Genomic DNA, 16,939 nt, shown 5'->3' on the forward strand with positions numbered 1-16,939 from the left:
ATGGCGAGCTGGTGGAAAGAGGCGGTGGCCTACCAGATTTATCCGCGCAGTTTTAAGGACAGCAACGGTGATGGCATTGGTGACCTTAACGGCATCACCGAAAAACTCGACTACCTCAAAGATCTCGGCATCGATCTCATTTGGATCTGCCCGATGTACAAATCGCCTAACGATGATAACGGTTACGACATCAGCGATTATCAGCAAATCATGGCGGAATTTGGCACCATGGCGGATTTCGACCGCCTGCTGGAACAAGCCCACGCGCGTGAGATGCGGTTGATTATCGACCTGGTGGTTAACCACACCTCCGATGAACATCCGTGGTTTCTTGAATCGCGTTCCTCACGTGATAACCCGAAACGTGACTGGTACACCTGGCGCGATGGTAAAAATGGGGCGGAACCCAATAACTGGGAAGGGATTTTTAAAGGTTCAGCCTGGGAATTTGACCCGCACACCGAACAGTATTACCTGCATCTGTTTACCCGTCGCCAGCCGGATCTGAACTGGGAAAACCACGATGTACGCCGCGCGGTGTACGACATGATGCGTTGGTGGCTGGATAAAGGCATCGACGGTTTCCGCATTGACGCCATCGCGCACCTGAAAAAAGAGCCGCTGCTGACGGACGTGCCGAACCCGGACAAATTGCGTTACGCGCCATCAATGAAAAGCCATCTTAACTACGACGGGCTGCTGGATTATGTCGATGACATGAGCCGCAATGTGCTCCAGCACTACGATATTGTCACCGTTGGTGAGATGAACGGCCTGAATTCCGAACATGCTGAAGAGTGGGTGGGCGAACATCGTGGGCGGCTCAATATGGTGTTCCAGTTTGAACACGTGCGTTTATGGGAGCCAGAGGCCGGTTTGCGCCCGGAACCGGCGGTCCTGAAAAAGATCTTCACCGCCTGGCAGCAAGCCCTGGAAGGCAGAGGCTGGAATGCGTTGTATGTGGAAAACCACGACCTGACGCGCATTACTTCGCGCTGGGGTGACACCGAGCACCACTGGCGGGAAAGTGCGACCTGCATTGCAGCACTCTATTTCTTAATGCAAGGGACGCCGTTTATCTATCAGGGCCAGGAAATTGGCATGACCAATACCCGCTTCGAGGGGCTGGACGATTTTGATGATGTCTCTGCGAAAAACATGTGGCGCGAGCTGGAAGCTCAGGGCAAAAGTGAAGCTGAAATCATCGCGTTCCTCACCAATACCGGGCGTGATAATTCGCGCACGCCGATGCAGTGGAATGGCTGGCCAAACGCCGGTTTTAGCGATGCTGCACCGTGGTTTAAGGTGAATGCCAACCATGAAATGATTAACATCGCCAGCCAGCAGCAAGACCCGGATTCGGTACTGAGTTTTTATCGCGCGTTGATTCAACTGCGTAAACAAGAGCACACGTTAATTTATGGGCGCTACGAGCTGGAGCTGGAAGACCACGAACAAATTTATGCTTATAGACGTGTGCTCGAAGAGTCGGAATTCGTGGTGCTGTGCAATATGTCGGGGAAATCGGCGCGCTGGACGGGGGAGGAATTAGCGCTCGAATGGGCCGAATGTGTGCTGGGGAATTACCCGCAGGTGGATGAACTGTATCGGCTGCATCCGTGGGAGGCGCGGGTTTATAAGCTCACCTAAACAAGTTTGTCGGATGACGCTGCTGTATGACCTATGAAAAACGGTTTTGTAGGGTGGATAAGCGCCAGCGTCATCCACCGTTTTCGCCACGCTTATTGAAGTCTCAGAGCAACCCTATACAGTAACGGCGCGGCCTGCGGTATGATGTGCGCTGGTTTTTAACAAGGAGGGGTTATGTTGTCGACAACATTTCCAGCTTTGCAGGCCACGACCATTGGTTCCATTAATACATTGGGCGAGTGGCTTTCTCACAATGAGTTTGATGCACTGCCCGCGGTGACTGATGGCGAACTGATTATTCTCGCAGGCAATGCCGTCATTCCCACCATTGATGCGGCCTGCGAGCTTGCAGCTAACAGCGAACTACGGCTGCTCATTACCGGTGGTATTGGGCATTCCACAACCTTTTTATACGCAGCCATCGCTAAACATCCGCGCTATAACACTATCCCAACCACCGGGCGCGCTGAAGCTGCAATCATCAAAGATATTGCTACCCAGTTCTGGAAGATCCCCGCTGAAAAAGTGCTGACGGAAGAGAAGTCCACCAACTGCGGCGAGAACGCACGCTTCACTTATGACTTGATGCAAACGCTGAAAATAACACCTGCGAGCGCGATCGTTATTCAAGATCCCACCATGCAGCGCCGTACCGTCGCGACATTTGAACGTGCCTGGCAGAATGATGCACATCAACCACAGTGGCGCAGCTGGCCGGGGTTTGTGCCGTTGCTGGTCAGTGACGAAACCCAGACTGTATTTCGTCCGCATCAAAAAGGATTATGGCCGGTTGAGCGTTACATTTCGCTGGCGCTGGGGGAAATCCCGCGAATCAGAGATGATGCGCAGGGCTACGGGCCAAACGGACGTGACTTTATTACCCACGTAGATATTCCGCTGGCCGTGATTAATGCCTGGGAAGTTCTCGCCAGTGATGCCGCGCTGGCACAGTGGATGCACGAGCGTGGTTTATCAATATGAGTGATTTCGGCGGATGACGCTGCGCTTATCCGCCCTACAAAATCAACACAAGAAGCGCATTTGTTGTTTGTAGGGTGGATAAGCGAATGCGCCATCCACCGTTTTCACCTTAACGATGCTGGTAACAGTTCACACCCAAATACTTGCTGAACGCTTCCTGTAATACCGCGCCCGTTGCGGAATGGTTCATGGCGACGTGGTGCTCAAAACCGTTGTTACAAATCCACGACAGTAAATTCTCCAGATGTGGCACTTCAATCACCGCACGGCAGCCGACGGTATCTAACGGATCGTCAACCGATTGCCCTTCGCCAACATAGGCTTTCACTTCGCCAGTAAAATCATCCGATGACAGACGGAAGTAGGTCAGCGGCCCGCTTTTCAGGCGGCCATGCACCGCGCCACAGGTGTTTTCTTTGCCGACGGTGGTGCCAATGATATCGGCGGTACCCATCGACGGAGATTCCAGGCTGCTGCTGGCAAAGTTCCCGCAGTGGAACAGCACGCATTTGTTGCGATCGTCGCCGAAGTTGTTATTCCAGTCGGCAATCGAGGCCGGATTAAGCGAGCAACTGGCGAGGGCATACATCGACAGTGCACCCATCACATCCACTTCGCAGGCGCTTGGCATTAACTGCCCTGACATCACGCTCATAATCGAGCAAACGTTAATGCCGAGGTTTTCCTGAAGCGACGTCCAGCACTGAATCGCCGTGGTGTCGATGTCGTTTGCGACTACCCATTCGCTGATCACCACGAACAGTTTTGCCATCTGGGTTAACTTGTCGGCTGGGATCCCGCTGGCGTCAGCGTTTTCAATTAAGATGCCACGCTTCTCGTGCACCCGCAGATCGTCATCGCTGATGTGTTTGATGCGGGTGAAAATTTCCGACAGGTCGAGGGTTTCAACCGCCACGCCCATTTTTTCGAGCAGTTTTTCGCTGTAGCGCACGGTGTTAAAACTGGCCGGACGCGCACCAATCGCCCCGATGCGCACGCCCTGCATCGATTTCACCACCCGGCAAATTTGCGCAAAACGCTGTAAATCTTGTTCGAACACTTCACCGCTTAGCGCACAAACATGCTGCGTGGTGAGCGTGAAGGGGATGTTGTACTGGCGCAGGTTGTTACACAGGGAGATTTTCCCGCAGAAGCTATCGCGGCGAGTCGCCAGGCCCATTTTATCAAGATTGTCTTCTTCAGCCTGGATTAACACCGGGACTTTCAAACCGGAAAGGCGAATCGCTTCTGCCACCGCTTTTTCATCACCAAAGTTTGGCAATAACACCACTACACCATGAATGTCGTCACGATGCTGGCGGAACAGTTCGGCACAAACTTTGGCATCCTGACGGGTTTCCACGCCACCGAGATGCGTTTCTCCGTCTTTTAGCATTATCGTTTTGATCCCCAGTTTGCCAAACAGCGCTTCGGCCTGTTCATGCGCCTGTGCCACTAAATAGCTTGGGAAGAACCCGCGGTTTCCGATGATAACGCCGAAAGTTAATTCTTTTGGGATACGAGACATGGCTTCACTCCAGTAAAAGTTAATTCGGCACAAAGCGGCAGCGGGCCACGGCTTCAAGCCACTGTTTATAGTTTTGTTGCATTGCTTTTTGTTGTTCTGCCTGTGGCTGCAAACGCTCGCCACAGTGGGCCAGTGCGGCAAGCGGTGTACCGTCTTGCCACCAACCAAGGGTTTTTCCGGCTAACAGCGTTGCGCCGAGTGCGGATATTTCAGCTGCGGGTTGAATGATTAACGGGCGTTGCAGCACATCAGCCTGCAACTGCATCAACCAGCGATTTTGGGTGGCGGTGCCATCAACGCACAGCGATTCGAGGCGCTCGCCGGTTGCCTGTTCCATGGCGAAAAAGACATCGGCAATTTGATAGACCAGCGACTCCAGTGCGGCTCGCGCCAGCACCGCAGGGGTAGCGGCGTCCGTCAGGCCACAAATCATGCCGCGTGCGTGGAGATCCCACCACGGCGCACCCAGCCCGGAAAGCGCAGGCACGTAATAGACGCCCTGGTTACTTTCTGCGGATTGCGCAAGCCGGGTCAGTTCTGCCGGGTCGTTGATACCCAACATGTTCCCCAGCCATGCGGCACCCGAGCCGGTATGGGTGATGTTGCCTTCCAGCGCGTAATTCAGCTCGCCGTCGTGCCAGGCAAGCGTGGTGCTCAGGCGATTGCTGCGGTTTGCCGGTTCGGGAAGCGAAAGCATCAATGACGAGCCGGTACCATAAGTGGCTTTCACCACCTGCCCGCAAACGCTGCGTTGGGCGTAGAGTGCCGCATGTGAATCACCGATCAGTGCCAGCACCGGCGTACCGATCGGCAAGCCTGGAATGGTGTTGATTTGCACTTCACCGTGGTGCCCGGCAGAAGGGCGCACTTCAGCCAGCGCGGCACGCGGAATGCCGAATAATTGCAGCAGTTCGTCGTCCCATTCGCCCCGGTAAATATTAAACAGCTGCGTGCGGGCCGCATTCGAGTAGTCGGTGGTAAACGAGTGTCCGGCAGTCAGTTGCCAGTTCAACCAGGAATCGATGGTTCCGATACACAGCTCACCCGCTGCGGCACGTTTCATGCCGTCGGGAATGGCATCGAGCAGGGTGCGGATTTTCGCCGCCGGGAATAACGGGTCGACGGGCAGGCCAGTAAGACGGGTGATAAGCTCGCCATGACCCTGCGCTAAAAGTTGCTCACACGTTTGTTCTGAACGGCGATCCTGCCAGCTGACGACCGGCGTTAACGGTTGGCCGTTATGGCGCTGCCACACCAACACCGACTCACGCTGGTTGCTTATCGCAATCCCGGCAATGGTGACGGAACCGAGTTGTTGCAGGCAGCCGCTCAGCGCTTCGCAAACGGCGCGCCACAGCGCAACGGGATCTTGCTCTGCAAGCCCTGGTGCCGGGTGCGTCATTGCCACGCCGACACTGCAACGGGCACAGATTTCCCCGTTGCTATTCACCGCCACCACTTTGGCGTTGGTGGTGCCCTCATCAATAGCCAGAATTACCGGGCTGGACATGGCTATGCTCCTTTGCAAAGCGCTGTGGCGGAACGTGTGACCCCTGCGGCATCAATTCCATGATGAGCACGCATCTCCTTGCGATCCGCCGCAATAGCATAGCTACCGTCTGCAATCCCGAGCCGCAACAAAGGGATGCCACACCCGGCTTCCGCTAACACTTCCGCGACCAGGCTGCCGACACCGCCATTGACGTTGTGCTCTTCAACGGTTATCACATGGCGTGAATTTTTAAGCATGGTAAGAAGTTGCGCGGTATCGCAAGGGCGAATAGATGGAACGTTGATCACCGCCGCATTAATACCTAAATCGGCGAGTTGTGCCGCAGCCGTAACGATTTCATGCACCGTTGAACCCATCGCCACTAACGCCACATCGTCGCCTTCGCGCAGTTGCTCAACTGCTCCTGGTTTGAACTGGTAATCCGCATCGTGCAGTTCCGGCAGGGCTTTCCCATCGAGGCGAATATAAACCGGGCCGACATGCTCAAGCGCGTAGTCAATAATCTGGCGGCATTCAATCGGGCAGGACGGTGCATAGATTTCGATGTTGCCAAAACCGCGCAGCACGGCGATGTCGTCAATGCTGTGGTGAGTGCTGGCAAGCGGGCCGTAGCTGGCTCCGGCATTGAGGCCAAACAGTTTGACGTTGCTGTTGTTGTAGCAAACGTCGACTTTGATCTGCTCATTAGCGCGTGAGATTAAAAACGGAGCCGCGTTGCAGGTGACGGCAATTTTCCCGCCCATCGACAGGCCAACCGCCGTTCCCACCAGCGTCTGTTCTGCAATCCCGACGTTTACCAGTCGGTCCGGAAACTGTTTCATAAACGGTGAGATTTTTGCCGTAGAGGTTGAGTCGGCAACGACCGGCACCAGGTCTACGCCGCGTTCGACGGCGTCAATAAAGGCATTCACCATTACGGTTGCCAGGTGTTCGCTATTACTCATCTTTCAGTTCCTCCAGCGCCAGTACGATTTCGTCACCTTTCGGTATCCGGTGGTGCCATTCTGCGCGCCCCTGAATAAAGGAGATGCCCGCGCCTTTGGTGGTGTTGGCAATCACGACGTGCGGTTTGCCGTGCGGCTGTAACCCTTCAAGGGTGGCGACCACATCAGCCATGTCATTGCCACGGCACTCGGTCACTTCCATGCCGAACGCGCGCCATTTTTCATCCAGCGGGTCAGTGTTGAGGATGTCTTTGGTCGAACCCGCGAGTTGCAGATTGTTTTTGTCGTTAATAATGATCAGGTTATCGAGCTGGTAATGCGCCGCGACCAGTGCGGCTTCCCAGTTGCTGCCCTCGGCCAGTTCACCATCGCCAGTCACCACAAAAACGCGGCGCTTGCTGTTGTTGCGTTTAGCCGCCAGCGCGATGCCAACGGCGACCGGCAGGCCGTGGCCCAGAGCGCCGGTGTTAAGCTCCACACCCGGCGTTTTGTGTTTCACCGGGTGGCCGGGCAGGTGAGAGTCGGCATGCTGATAAGTCGGCAGCCACTCCACGGGAATAAACCCGGCTTCAGCCAGCACACAGTAATAACCGCCAACCGCATGGCCTTTGGACTGAATGTAGATGTCACGTTCGTCGCTGTTAATCAGTTGCGGCGAACAATTCAGTATCCGGAAGTACAGGGCGGTTAAGATCTCCACCTGTGATAAATCGGCCCCGGTATGGCCGCCAGCCGGGCTGTTGGCATTGAGCAGGACGATACGGCGACGGACGGCGCGTGCTCTTTTCTCCAGATCCGTAACTGACAGTGCGAACGGATTCATAGTGTTACCTCTTGCATTAAAAATCATAGATGAATAATTATTCCGTACGGGTAAAAAAATACCCGCCGTTGAGGATTTGTGATGCGCTACACTTTCCCGCTACTTTCCATGATGGCTTTCTGGGCCACGACCGCGGCTTTTTGCTGCATGCGGTTTTGCATCTGGTCGATGATGACCGCCACAATAATCACGATGCCTTTGATGACCATTTGCCAAAATTCACTGACCCCCATCATCACCAGGCCGTCAGCCAGAAAACCAATCACGAATGCACCGACCAGCGTGCCAAGAATGGTGCCGCGCCCGCCAGCCAGCGACGTTCCGCCGAGCACCACAGCGGCGATGGCGTTCATTTCAAAGGCCGTGCCGTTTGCCGGGTGGCTGGCAACCAGCTGCGCGGAAACCACGATCCCGGCAATGGCGGCGCAAAAACCGGACAGCGTGTAGACCCAAATTTTCACCTGGCGGACTTTGACGCCGGACAGTTCAGCGGCGCGTTCGTTATCACCAATGGCGTAAACATGGCGGCCAAAGGGCAGGCGGCGGGCGACATAGGCAATGGCGACGGCCAGCACAATCATCATCCAGATAGCCCACGGAATACCGAACAGCGTGCCGGAGCCAATCAGGTCAAAACCGGTATTGCCGAGTTGTGGGTTACCGGAAAGTCCGGGGAAGGTTTCACCGCCCGAGGTCAACATGGCGGCCCCGCGCAAGATGTACATGGTGCCGAGGGTGCAGATAAACGGCGCGACGTTGTAGCGGGTGATAATCCAGCCATTACCCGCGCCAATCAGCCCGCCAACCAGCAGCACCAGCGGCACAATCACCCACACACTTGGGAAGATAGCGATGCCGAACATCGGCAGCACAATGCCTTTGGTAATCAGCCAACCGGCAATCATGCCGCACAGCCCAAGCGTTGCGCCAATCGACAAATCAATGCCCGCAGTAATGATGACAAAGGTGATGCCGAGCGCCAGGAAAGCGTTGATAGCAATGTGTTTAATCATGATCACCAGGCTGCCCATGGCGAGGAAATCTGGCACCATGATGGCGAAGAAGCCGACAATCAAAAACAACGCAATAAAGGTGCGCAGTTTGAGCAGTAACAGCAGCAGATTTTCCCGCGAGCTAAACGGCGAGCCTGGTCTGGCGTTGAGCGCGACAGTATCATTCGTTTTCATATCAGAACCCTTGTGCACTAGCGGAAACCAATGCCGATTCTTCGGCGTGTTCGCGGGGAATATCAGCGGTAATTTTCCCGCCTGACATCACCAGAATGCGGTCGGAAACCGCCATGATCTCTTTGAGATCGGAGGTGGAAAACACCACCGCAATCCCTTGCTCCGAGAGCTGAACCATCATGCGGAACACGTCGGCTTTCGCGCCAACGTCGATTCCACGCGTCGGTTCATCGAGCAGTAGCAGTTTCGGGTTGGTCAACAGCGAGCGGCCAATCACCACTTTTTGCTGGTTCCCACCGCTCAACGCCTGAATTTCTACATCAGGTGAGGAGACTTTTATCGATAAGTTGCCGATGGTGCTGGCGACCACCGCCGTTTCATCAAGCTGCGAAATCGCAAAACCTCGCTGTAAACGCCGCCATAAACTGGCAATCGTCAGGTTGCTGGCGACTGACGATATCGGGAAAATTCCGGTACGTTTACGATCTTCAGGCACCAGACTCATTCCCATACGGATGCGTTCGGCGGTGGCAAGGCGCGGCGGCACCGGTTTGCTGTCGAGCCATGATTTGCCGAGGTAATTGCGTTGTGTACCCAACAGGCATTCGAACAATTCCGTGCGCCCGGCGCCCATCAGCCCATAAATGCCGACGATTTCACCTGCGCGTACCTGAAAACTGACGTCGTTCACCACAGTGTTTCCCGCAGAATTGACGCAGGTGATGTGTTCGGCCTCAAGTATTGCTGCTCCAAAATTGCGACCGGGTTTCAGGAAACTGGATACTGGTTCGCTGCCGAGCATTTCGCGCACAATCCATGGCACGTCGATATCACACACCTGCGCTTCGGTCTGGAATTTGCCATCGCGTAAAATGGTTATCACGTCGCCAATCGCCATTAACTCTTCCAGACGATGCGAGATATAAATAATGGTGACGCCCTGGCGGGTGAGTTCGCGAATCACCCGGAACAGAATTTCCACTTCGGTTTTACTTAACGCTGAAGTCGGTTCATCAAGAATTAAGATGTCGGCGTCTTCGGCCAGTGCTTTGGCGATTTCAACCAGTTGCTGTTGGCCGACTTTCAGGTTTGCCACAATCTCTTTCGGCGAAATCGGCTGGTCCAGACGCTTGAGCAATTCCGCGCTGCGTGCCTGCTGCGTGGCTTCATCAATCGGCGACAAACCGTGTTGCAGTTCGCGCCCGAGGAAAATGTTTTCGGCAACGGTCAGGTTTTCGAACAGGTTCAGCTCCTGGTGAACCATGCCGATGCCATGTGCGGCGGCCTGGCGCGTGCTGTTAAACTGCACCACTTCACCATTCAGACGGATTTCACCCACACTTGGTTGCTGAACGCCCGCCAGAATCTTCATTAGCGTCGATTTGCCCGCCCCGTTTTCACCGATGATGACGTTCACTTTGCCGCGCCAGACGTTGTAATCAATGTTGTCCAGCGCCACGGTGCCGGGGAACAGCATCGAAATACCACGGGTGTGCAGAATGATCGGATCTTGCGACATTATGGTTGCCCCCGTTCCAGTGAAACTGCTGCGGCATCGCTCAAGGTACCGTTGCGCAGGGTGACGGCCATCACCACCGTGATGGGTTGTTGTTGCCAGCTTTCATCTACTGTCGGCAAGTGTTTTGCCGCTTCGCGGTTGTAGGCTTTTGAGAGCTGCGCAAACTGCACCTGGTTGGTGAAATCTTCGAACTTGTAGCCGGTGGCGTCGCGAATGGCGTTACCGCGAATCATCGGCCCGACCTGCACTTGCAGTGGCTGATCATTAACAGTGACGGTCAATGTGCGTTCACGTTCGTTATCCAGAGACACGCTGTCGACTTTGCCCTGAACCTTCACGAATACGCTTTCGTTATTGGCGCTGGCGGCACGGGTTTTCAGCGCGCTGCTGTCCAGCGCTTGTGTCTGCGCAGGCGTCATCACTTTGTTGTTCCAGGTTTGTTGCGCTATCTGCGCGGGTGTCTGGTTGGCGAAACTCGCTTTCGCATTCGGATCTGCAGGAATAATCGGTTGCCCGTTTTCATCCAGATCCACCACCCGGCAGGCAGTGAGCAACAGGGCACTGCAACATAACAGGCCAATACCCCATTGTTTGAGCGACATACAGCCTCCCGGATTACTTAGCCAGCTTGAAGGTTTTCAGCATCGATGCATTGCTGTCGTCAATTAACACGCAGTCCATCAGCTGTTTTTCCTGCAATTGCGGTTTGCCGTTTTTCAGGTAGAAATCGGCTTGCACCACGGCCATTTGTGCTTGTTCCCAACCGGGTTGCAGCACGGTGGCTTTGATATTGCTCTTCGCGATAATCGAATCGCGCACGTAGTCGCTACCGTCAAAACCCACCACGATGACATTGGTTTTCCCGGCGGCTTTTAAGGCGGCTTCTGCGCCAAGCGCCATGGTGTCGTTACCGGAGATCACGCCAACGATGTCGGGCTGAGTCTGCAAAATGGACTCCATGCGGGTGAAGGCTTCGGTCTGACTCCAGTTAGCGGTTTGCTGCGCCACCATTTTCATATCCGGGTAGTCGTCGAGAATGTCGTGGTAGCCCTGTGAACGCACATGGGCGTTGGTATCTGACTGGCGGCCCAGCAGTTCAACATATTTGCCTTTGCCGTTAAGCAATTTGGCAAATTTATCAGCACCCAACTGCGCACCTTGATAGTTATTGGAAACAATCTGCGCCACGGCCACGCCGGTTTTGTTGATTTCACGGTCGATAAGGAACGTCGGTACTCCGGCGGCTTTCGCTTTTTCCAGCGGGCCGACGGTGGCATCTGCACCGGCGTTATCGAGAATGATGGCTTTCGCTTTACGGGCGATGGCGGTTTCAATCAGTTGGTTTTGTTTGTTCACGTCATCATCATGCGAGGCGACCAGCGTGGTGTAGCCCAACTCTTTTGCCTTCGCCATCGCGCCGTCGGCTTCAGCTTTAAAGAATGGGTTGTCATGCGATGGGGTAATAATGGCAATCAGGCCATTATCAGCGGCATAGAGACTGGCAGATGAAGCAAGTAGGGTGGCAACGAGTGAGGTCTTGACCAGGGTAAATTTCATTTTTATCTCCACATTGAATATATATTCAAACATGATTTATTATTCAATATAACGATATGCCCGACTCATGGTTCTGTCCATGTGGAATTGAGCAAAATGATAAAAAGGCGAATGTGATCACAAATCGTACGAATTAACGGCAAAAGGAATGCTGTCTTGTTATTTATGCAGGATTGAATAAAAATATCAGGTAGAGAAACAGGAGGCGCTCATGTCAAAGCAGGACGAACAACGTTTGTTGGTCAAGATCGCGACGCTCTACTTTGTAGAAGGGATGAAGCAGTCGGAGATTGCCGGGCTATTGCACCTGTCGCAGTCATTTGTCTCACGCGCTATCACACGCTGCCAAAAAGAGGGCGTGGTAAAAATCAGTGTTATCCAGCCCGCCAATATTTTTCTCTCGCTCGAACAGGCGCTGGAGAAAAAATACGGTATTCGCCAGGCGATTGTGGTGGATGTCGATGAGTCAGCACCCGCCTCGCAAATCAAGCATGCGATTGGCAGCGCGGCGGCGCATTATGTGGAAACACGTTTACGGCCAAACGATCTCGTGGGGATTTCCTCCTGGAGTTCCACCATTCGTGCGATGGTCGATGAGCTGCACCCGCAGAGCATTAAAGCGCGCGGCGTGATTCAACTGCTCGGCGGCGTGGGGCCGAACGGTAACGTGCAAGCAACCATTCTGACGCAAAACCTGGCGGCACAACTCGATTGCCCGGCCTGGCTGCTGCCATCGCAAAGTATTGAGCATTCCGTTGAAGAGCGAGCAAAACTGGTCGCCAGCGATGATGTCGCCGAAGTGGTGAATAAATTCGCCGAAGTGGACGTGGCTATTCTCGGTATCGGTGAGCTTGAGCCGTCCCAGCTGCTGAAAAATTCGGGCAACTATTATGGCGAAGCGATGCTGAAAACCCTGGCCGAGCGCGGTGCAGTCGGGGATATCTGCCTGCATTATTTCAATGCGCAGGGCGAGCCGGTTTTGAGCAAAGAAGAAGACCCGGTTATCGGCATGGAGCTCAGCCAGGTCCGCGACTGCCCGCATGTAGTGGCGCTTGCAGGCGGAAATGACAAGGCTAATGCCATTCGTGGTGCACTACACGGCGGCTATATCGACGTGCTGATCACCGACTACCCGACCGCCAGCCAACTGCTGTAATTCCCCTTTGATGACCGTTTTCAGGTGAGCACGCTGAAAACGGTCATTTTCAACTTTCTGAGTTGCCGCGAAATCGTTTTATTTCCGGCGTTTTTATTGAGAACCATCACAGAACATGACCATTTTGCCCGAATGACTATTTTTGCTACCTAAAGTATTCACATGCTATTTACATCTATGAAACATAACAGCAGTGAACGCGAAGGAGCCAGTCATGACAGCACCTGTACAACACCCAATGTATATTGATGGTCAATTTGTTCAATGGCAGGGCGATAAGTGGATTGATGTGATCAATCCTGCTACTGAAGCACTGATTTCACGTATTCCTGATGGGGGAGCCCAGCAAGCTCGCGATGCCATTGACGCGGCAGCAAAAGCGCAAGCGGGTTGGGAAGCATTGCCCGCCATTGAACGTGCCGGATGGCTGCGTAAAATTTCTGCCGGTATTCGCGAACGAGCGAAATCAATCAGCGCGCTGATTGTGGCGGAAGGTGGCAAAACCCAACAACTGGCGGAAGTGGAAGTGGCCTTCACCGCGGATTATATCGACTACATGTCCGAGTGGGCGCGCCGTTACGAAGGCGAAATTCTGCAAAGTGACCGCCCGGGTGAAAATATTCTGGTGTTTAAACGAGCGTTAGGCGTCACCACCGGTATTTTGCCGTGGAACTTCCCGTTCTTCCTGATTGCCCGCAAACTTGCCCCCGCGCTGATTACTGGCAACACCATCGTTATCAAACCGAGCGAATTCACGCCAAACAACGCTATCGCTTTTGCGGAAATTGTCCACGATATCGGGCTGCCAAAAGGGGTGTTTAACCTGGTTCTGGGGCGCGGTGAAACGGTAGGGCAAGAATTAGCGGGCAACCCGAAAGTGGCGATGGTCAGCATGACGGGCAGCGTTGGCGCGGGTGAGAAAATCATGGCGGCAGCGGCCAAAAACATCACCAAGGTGTGCCTGGAATTAGGCGGCAAAGCACCTGCTATTGTGATGGACGATGCCGATCTTGATATCGCGGTGAAAGCGATTGTTGATTCACGGATGATCAACACCGGGCAGGTATGCAACTGTGTGGAGCGTGTGTATGTGCAAAAGGGTATTTACGACGAATTTATTACTCGCCTGAGCGAGGCCTTTAAACAGGTGAGTTTTGGTGACACTGGCGAGCGTAACGATGTTTCGATGGGGCCATTGATTAACGCCGCAGCACTTGAACGTGTCGAGCAGAAAGTGGCGCGTGCGGTCAGCGAAGGCGCGCGTGTGGTGCTGGGCGGTAAAGCACCAGAAGGGAAAGGGTATTTCTACCCGCCAACACTACTGGTGGATGTGCGCCAGGAAATGGCAATTATGCACGATGAAACCTTCGGCCCGGTGCTGCCAGTGACCACATTTGAAACGCTGGAACAAGCACTTGAGATGGCTAATGACAGCGATTACGGACTGACATCCTCGGTGTATACGCGTGATTTAAATGTCGCGATGAAAGCGATTAAAGGGCTGAAATTCGGCGAAACCTACGTCAACCGTGAAAACTTTGAAGCAATGCAAGGCTTCCATGCGGGCTGGCGTAAATCGGGTATTGGTGGTGCCGATGGCCGCCACGGACTGAATGAGTATCTGCAAACGCAAATGGTCTATTTGCAGGTGTAATGATTTGTTATACAGGGAAGCTACGGCTTCCCTGTACTCCTCGCACCTGACTCCTTGTCCGCCGTTTGGATTTAAGTCAAAACGATTAATTCACAGCCCGAATTCATTTGTTGGATTCATATCTATAACTAATTAAACTATTGATATATAAGTTATATGTTTGTCTATTTTTTGATTTTCAACCTGAAAAACTGACCGCGGTCACACTATAAAAAACCAGACTGCTTATTCTTCTTCACCTGTTAACCATGTTTATCATTTGTCCGGCAGCGCGTCGGCACAGGGAAGAATTATGTCAGTAAAAGGACTGCGTTTTACGCTACAGGTGGCGGGGCTTGAGCCGGACACCTTTGCGGTGGTGAGTTTCTTCCTCCGCCAGCATTATTCCTCCTCCTTTATCCTCGACGTCGATGTTGTCAGCGACTCCTTCCGCCAGACTGCCGAACAGTTACTCGAGCAGAATGCCACGCTGACGGTCTGGCAGGGTGCCACCGCCGTGCGCCATGTCAGCGGCATTATTGCCACCTTCGGCATGAGCGAGAACAACGGCTGGCAGATGCGCTACCGTTTCCGCATTCATCCTCCCCTGTGGCGCTGTGGCCTGCGCCAGAACTTCCGTATTTTTCAGCAGCAGGATATCCGAACCATCACCGCCACGTTGCTGGCGGAAAACGGCGTCACGGACTGGACCTCCTCCTTTTATGAGAGCCATCCGGCACGGGAATTCTGCGTTCAGTACGGGGAAACTGACCTGGATTTTCTGGCAAGACTGTGGGCCGAGGAAGGCATCAGCTTCTTCGATGACGCCTCAGCGCAGGTGCAGAAACTGACGCTGTGTGATGACGCAGCTGGCCTGGTCCGCGCAGAAAATACCTTTCCCTTTAACCCGAATACCCCGGACGTGACCAGGGAGTGCATCAGCGTGTTTCGTTACGAAGCGAACGTGCTGCCGTCTTCGGTCATGAGCCAGGATTACACCTTTAAGGTACCGGACTGGCCGGGGAGGTATAACCACAAGGCCGACAGCCTGAACGGCCAGCGCGCACAGTATGAAATTTATGATTATCCGGGGCGTTTCAAGGATGAGCAGCACGGCCGGGATTTTACCCGTTACAAAACCGAGGGCTGCCGCAATCAGGCGGAAACCGCCACGGGGACCAGCACGTCAGCGACGTTATGGCCGGGGGTGTGTTTCACCCTTTCCGGTCACCCGATAAAGGCCCAGAACCGGGAATGGCAGGTGGTGAACAGTATCCTGACCGGTGACCAGCCGCAGGCGCTGCATGGCAGTCGCGGTGAGGGCACCACCCTCATCAACCAGTTCAGTGTGATGCCCGCTACACGCACCTGGCGTCCGGCCCCGCGCTTCAAACCGAAAGTCGATGGCCCGCAGAGTGCGGTGGTGACCGGCCCGCCGGGGGAGGAGATTTTCTGTGACGAACACGGGCGGGTGCGGGTGAAATTCCGCTGGGACCGTTATCACGGCGGCACGGAAGACAGCTCTTGCTGGATACGGGTGTCACAGGGGTGGGCCGGTGCCGGGTTTGGTCACCTGGCGATACCGCGTGTCGGCCAGGAAGTGATAGTCGATTTCCTCAACGGTGACCCGGACCAGCCGATAGTGATGGGGCGGACTTATCATGAATTTAACGCTTCACCGGGAGACCTGCCGGGAACGAAAACGCAGATGACTCTCCGCTCAAAAACCTACAAGGGCAGCGGGTTTAACGAACTGCGCTTTGATGACGCGACCTCAGCGGAGCAGCTGTACCTCCATGCGCAGAAGAACATGGACACTGAAGTGCTCAATAACCGCACCACCGATGTGAAAGTCAACCATAGCGAAACCATCGGTGGCAACCAGGTCATCACCGTGAAGCAAAACCAGCTGCAGACGGTGGTGCAGAACCAGAAAGAAATCGTGGGGCAAAACCAGAGTATCACCGTCGGCCAGAACCAGTCGGAGACGGTGGGTATTGTCCGCGCGCTGACCGTGGGGCTGGCTTACCAGACCACCGTCGGGGGCGTGATGAACACCTCGGTGGCGCTGACGCAGTCCTCACAGGTGGGGATACAGAAATCGCTGGTGGTCGGTAAGGGGTATCACGTCAGCGTCGGGGAGAATGTCACCTTCACGGTGGGTAAAAACCGCACCGAGAGCACCGGCAAGGTGGCGGTGTATTCCGCAGGTGAGCATCTGGAACTGCGCTGCGGGATGGCGAGGCTGGTGCTGACGAAGGACGGGAAAATCTTCCTCAACGGCACCGCCATTAATCTGCAGGGTGTGCAGAGCGTCAGCGGCGATGCCCTGATGATTAACTGGAACTGCGGTCTGACGGACAATCCGCCGGAAGCACCGGAGGCGGACAGCAGCCAGCCGCCGGACATGCGGCAGTTCTGAACGGCAGCCCCGCGTAACCATCAATT

General features: G+C 54.4%; 13 protein-coding genes. 5 read left to right on the forward strand and 8 right to left on the reverse strand.

The features are described from left to right. Nucleotides 1-1,650: an alpha-glucosidase gene (locus EC843_RS00865; RefSeq protein ID WP_133521397.1), complete on the forward strand. Its 1,650-nt coding sequence runs from the start codon at nucleotides 1-3 to the stop codon at nucleotides 1,648-1,650. Nucleotides 1,651-1,824: 174 nt separating this feature from the next. Continuing rightward, entirely contained in the window at nucleotides 1,825-2,631 is an 807-nt protein-coding gene (locus EC843_RS00870; protein WP_133521398.1) for a YdcF family protein, read from the forward strand. A gap of 109 nt (nucleotides 2,632-2,740) precedes the next feature. Here EC843_RS00870 and EC843_RS00875 read toward each other — a convergent pair whose 3' ends face one another. From EC843_RS00875 to EC843_RS00910, 8 genes are all read right to left on the reverse strand, one after another. Then, nucleotides 2,741-4,159 (reverse strand): L-fucose/L-arabinose isomerase family protein, encoded by a 1,419-nt coding sequence (locus EC843_RS00875; RefSeq protein WP_133521399.1) that lies wholly within the window; start codon nucleotides 4,157-4,159, stop codon nucleotides 2,741-2,743. Nucleotides 4,160-4,178: 19 nt separating this feature from the next. Continuing rightward, nucleotides 4,179-5,669 carry an FGGY-family carbohydrate kinase gene (locus EC843_RS00880; protein WP_133521400.1) on the reverse strand — a complete coding sequence of 497 codons (1,491 nt, stop codon included), beginning with the start codon at nucleotides 5,667-5,669 and terminating at the stop codon, nucleotides 4,179-4,181. 2 nt (nucleotides 5,670-5,671) lie between these two features. Then, entirely contained in the window at nucleotides 5,672-6,616 is a 945-nt protein-coding gene (locus tag EC843_RS00885) for a transketolase C-terminal domain-containing protein (RefSeq protein WP_133521401.1), read from the reverse strand. Then, nucleotides 6,609-7,439 (reverse strand): transketolase, encoded by an 831-nt coding sequence (locus EC843_RS00890; RefSeq protein ID WP_133521402.1) that lies wholly within the window; start codon nucleotides 7,437-7,439, stop codon nucleotides 6,609-6,611. Before EC843_RS00890 ends, EC843_RS00885 begins: the two co-directional genes overlap by 8 nt. A gap of 86 nt (nucleotides 7,440-7,525) precedes the next feature. Next, nucleotides 7,526-8,626, reverse strand: coding sequence for an ABC transporter permease (locus EC843_RS00895; protein ID WP_064518738.1), 1,101 nt, complete (start codon nucleotides 8,624-8,626; stop codon nucleotides 7,526-7,528). A gap of 1 nt (nucleotide 8,627) precedes the next feature. Next, entirely contained in the window at nucleotides 8,628-10,145 is a 1,518-nt protein-coding gene (locus EC843_RS00900) for a sugar ABC transporter ATP-binding protein (protein ID WP_133521403.1), read from the reverse strand. Then, complete coding sequence (locus EC843_RS00905) at nucleotides 10,145-10,747, reverse strand: DUF2291 family protein (RefSeq protein WP_064546989.1); 603 nt, start codon at nucleotides 10,745-10,747, stop codon at nucleotides 10,145-10,147. Before EC843_RS00905 ends, EC843_RS00900 begins: the two co-directional genes overlap by 1 nt. A gap of 13 nt (nucleotides 10,748-10,760) precedes the next feature. Continuing rightward, on the reverse strand, nucleotides 10,761-11,702 hold the full coding sequence (locus EC843_RS00910) for a D-ribose ABC transporter substrate-binding protein (RefSeq protein ID WP_133521404.1): 942 nt from the start codon (nucleotides 11,700-11,702) through the stop codon (nucleotides 10,761-10,763). Between the two features lie 211 nt (nucleotides 11,703-11,913). On the opposite strand from EC843_RS00910, the gene EC843_RS00915 reads away from it, so the two are divergent. From EC843_RS00915 to tssI, 3 genes are all read left to right on the forward strand, one after another. Then, on the forward strand, nucleotides 11,914-12,858 hold the full coding sequence (locus EC843_RS00915) for a sugar-binding transcriptional regulator (RefSeq protein WP_133521405.1): 945 nt from the start codon (nucleotides 11,914-11,916) through the stop codon (nucleotides 12,856-12,858). A gap of 214 nt (nucleotides 12,859-13,072) precedes the next feature. Beyond that, nucleotides 13,073-14,512 (forward strand): aldehyde dehydrogenase, encoded by a 1,440-nt coding sequence (gene aldA / locus EC843_RS00920; protein WP_121813396.1) that lies wholly within the window; start codon nucleotides 13,073-13,075, stop codon nucleotides 14,510-14,512. Between the two features lie 292 nt (nucleotides 14,513-14,804). Next, entirely contained in the window at nucleotides 14,805-16,913 is a 2,109-nt protein-coding gene (tssI, locus tag EC843_RS00925) for a type VI secretion system tip protein TssI/VgrG (RefSeq protein WP_133521406.1), read from the forward strand. Nucleotides 16,914-16,939: the final 26 nt, after the last annotated feature.

Origin of the sequence: Buttiauxella sp. JUb87, from assembly GCF_004361975.1 — a bacterium.
Lineage (GTDB): Bacteria > Pseudomonadota > Gammaproteobacteria > Enterobacterales > Enterobacteriaceae > Buttiauxella > Buttiauxella ferragutiae.

What these genes read in the sequence shown, in the direction of transcription:
- EC843_RS00865 (WP_133521397.1), top strand. Translation starts at nt 1, where the DNA reads ATGGCGAGCTGGTGGAAAGAGGCGGTGGCCTACCAGATTTATCCGCGC.
- EC843_RS00870 (WP_133521398.1), top strand. Translation starts at nt 1,825, where the DNA reads ATGTTGTCGACAACATTTCCAGCTTTGCAGGCCACGACCATTGGTTCC.
- EC843_RS00875 (WP_133521399.1), bottom strand. Translation starts at nt 4,159, where the DNA reads ATGTCTCGTATCCCAAAAGAATTAACTTTCGGCGTTATCATCGGAAAC.
- EC843_RS00880 (WP_133521400.1), bottom strand. Translation starts at nt 5,669, where the DNA reads ATGTCCAGCCCGGTAATTCTGGCTATTGATGAGGGCACCACCAACGCC.
- EC843_RS00885 (WP_133521401.1), bottom strand. Translation starts at nt 6,616, where the DNA reads ATGAGTAATAGCGAACACCTGGCAACCGTAATGGTGAATGCCTTTATT.
- EC843_RS00890 (WP_133521402.1), bottom strand. Translation starts at nt 7,439, where the DNA reads ATGAATCCGTTCGCACTGTCAGTTACGGATCTGGAGAAAAGAGCACGC.
- EC843_RS00895 (WP_064518738.1), bottom strand. Translation starts at nt 8,626, where the DNA reads ATGAAAACGAATGATACTGTCGCGCTCAACGCCAGACCAGGCTCGCCG.
- EC843_RS00900 (WP_133521403.1), bottom strand. Translation starts at nt 10,145, where the DNA reads ATGTCGCAAGATCCGATCATTCTGCACACCCGTGGTATTTCGATGCTG.
- EC843_RS00905 (WP_064546989.1), bottom strand. Translation starts at nt 10,747, where the DNA reads ATGTCGCTCAAACAATGGGGTATTGGCCTGTTATGTTGCAGTGCCCTG.
- EC843_RS00910 (WP_133521404.1), bottom strand. Translation starts at nt 11,702, where the DNA reads ATGAAATTTACCCTGGTCAAGACCTCACTCGTTGCCACCCTACTTGCT.
- EC843_RS00915 (WP_133521405.1), top strand. Translation starts at nt 11,914, where the DNA reads ATGTCAAAGCAGGACGAACAACGTTTGTTGGTCAAGATCGCGACGCTC.
- aldA (WP_121813396.1), top strand. Translation starts at nt 13,073, where the DNA reads ATGACAGCACCTGTACAACACCCAATGTATATTGATGGTCAATTTGTT.
- tssI (WP_133521406.1), top strand. Translation starts at nt 14,805, where the DNA reads ATGTCAGTAAAAGGACTGCGTTTTACGCTACAGGTGGCGGGGCTTGAG.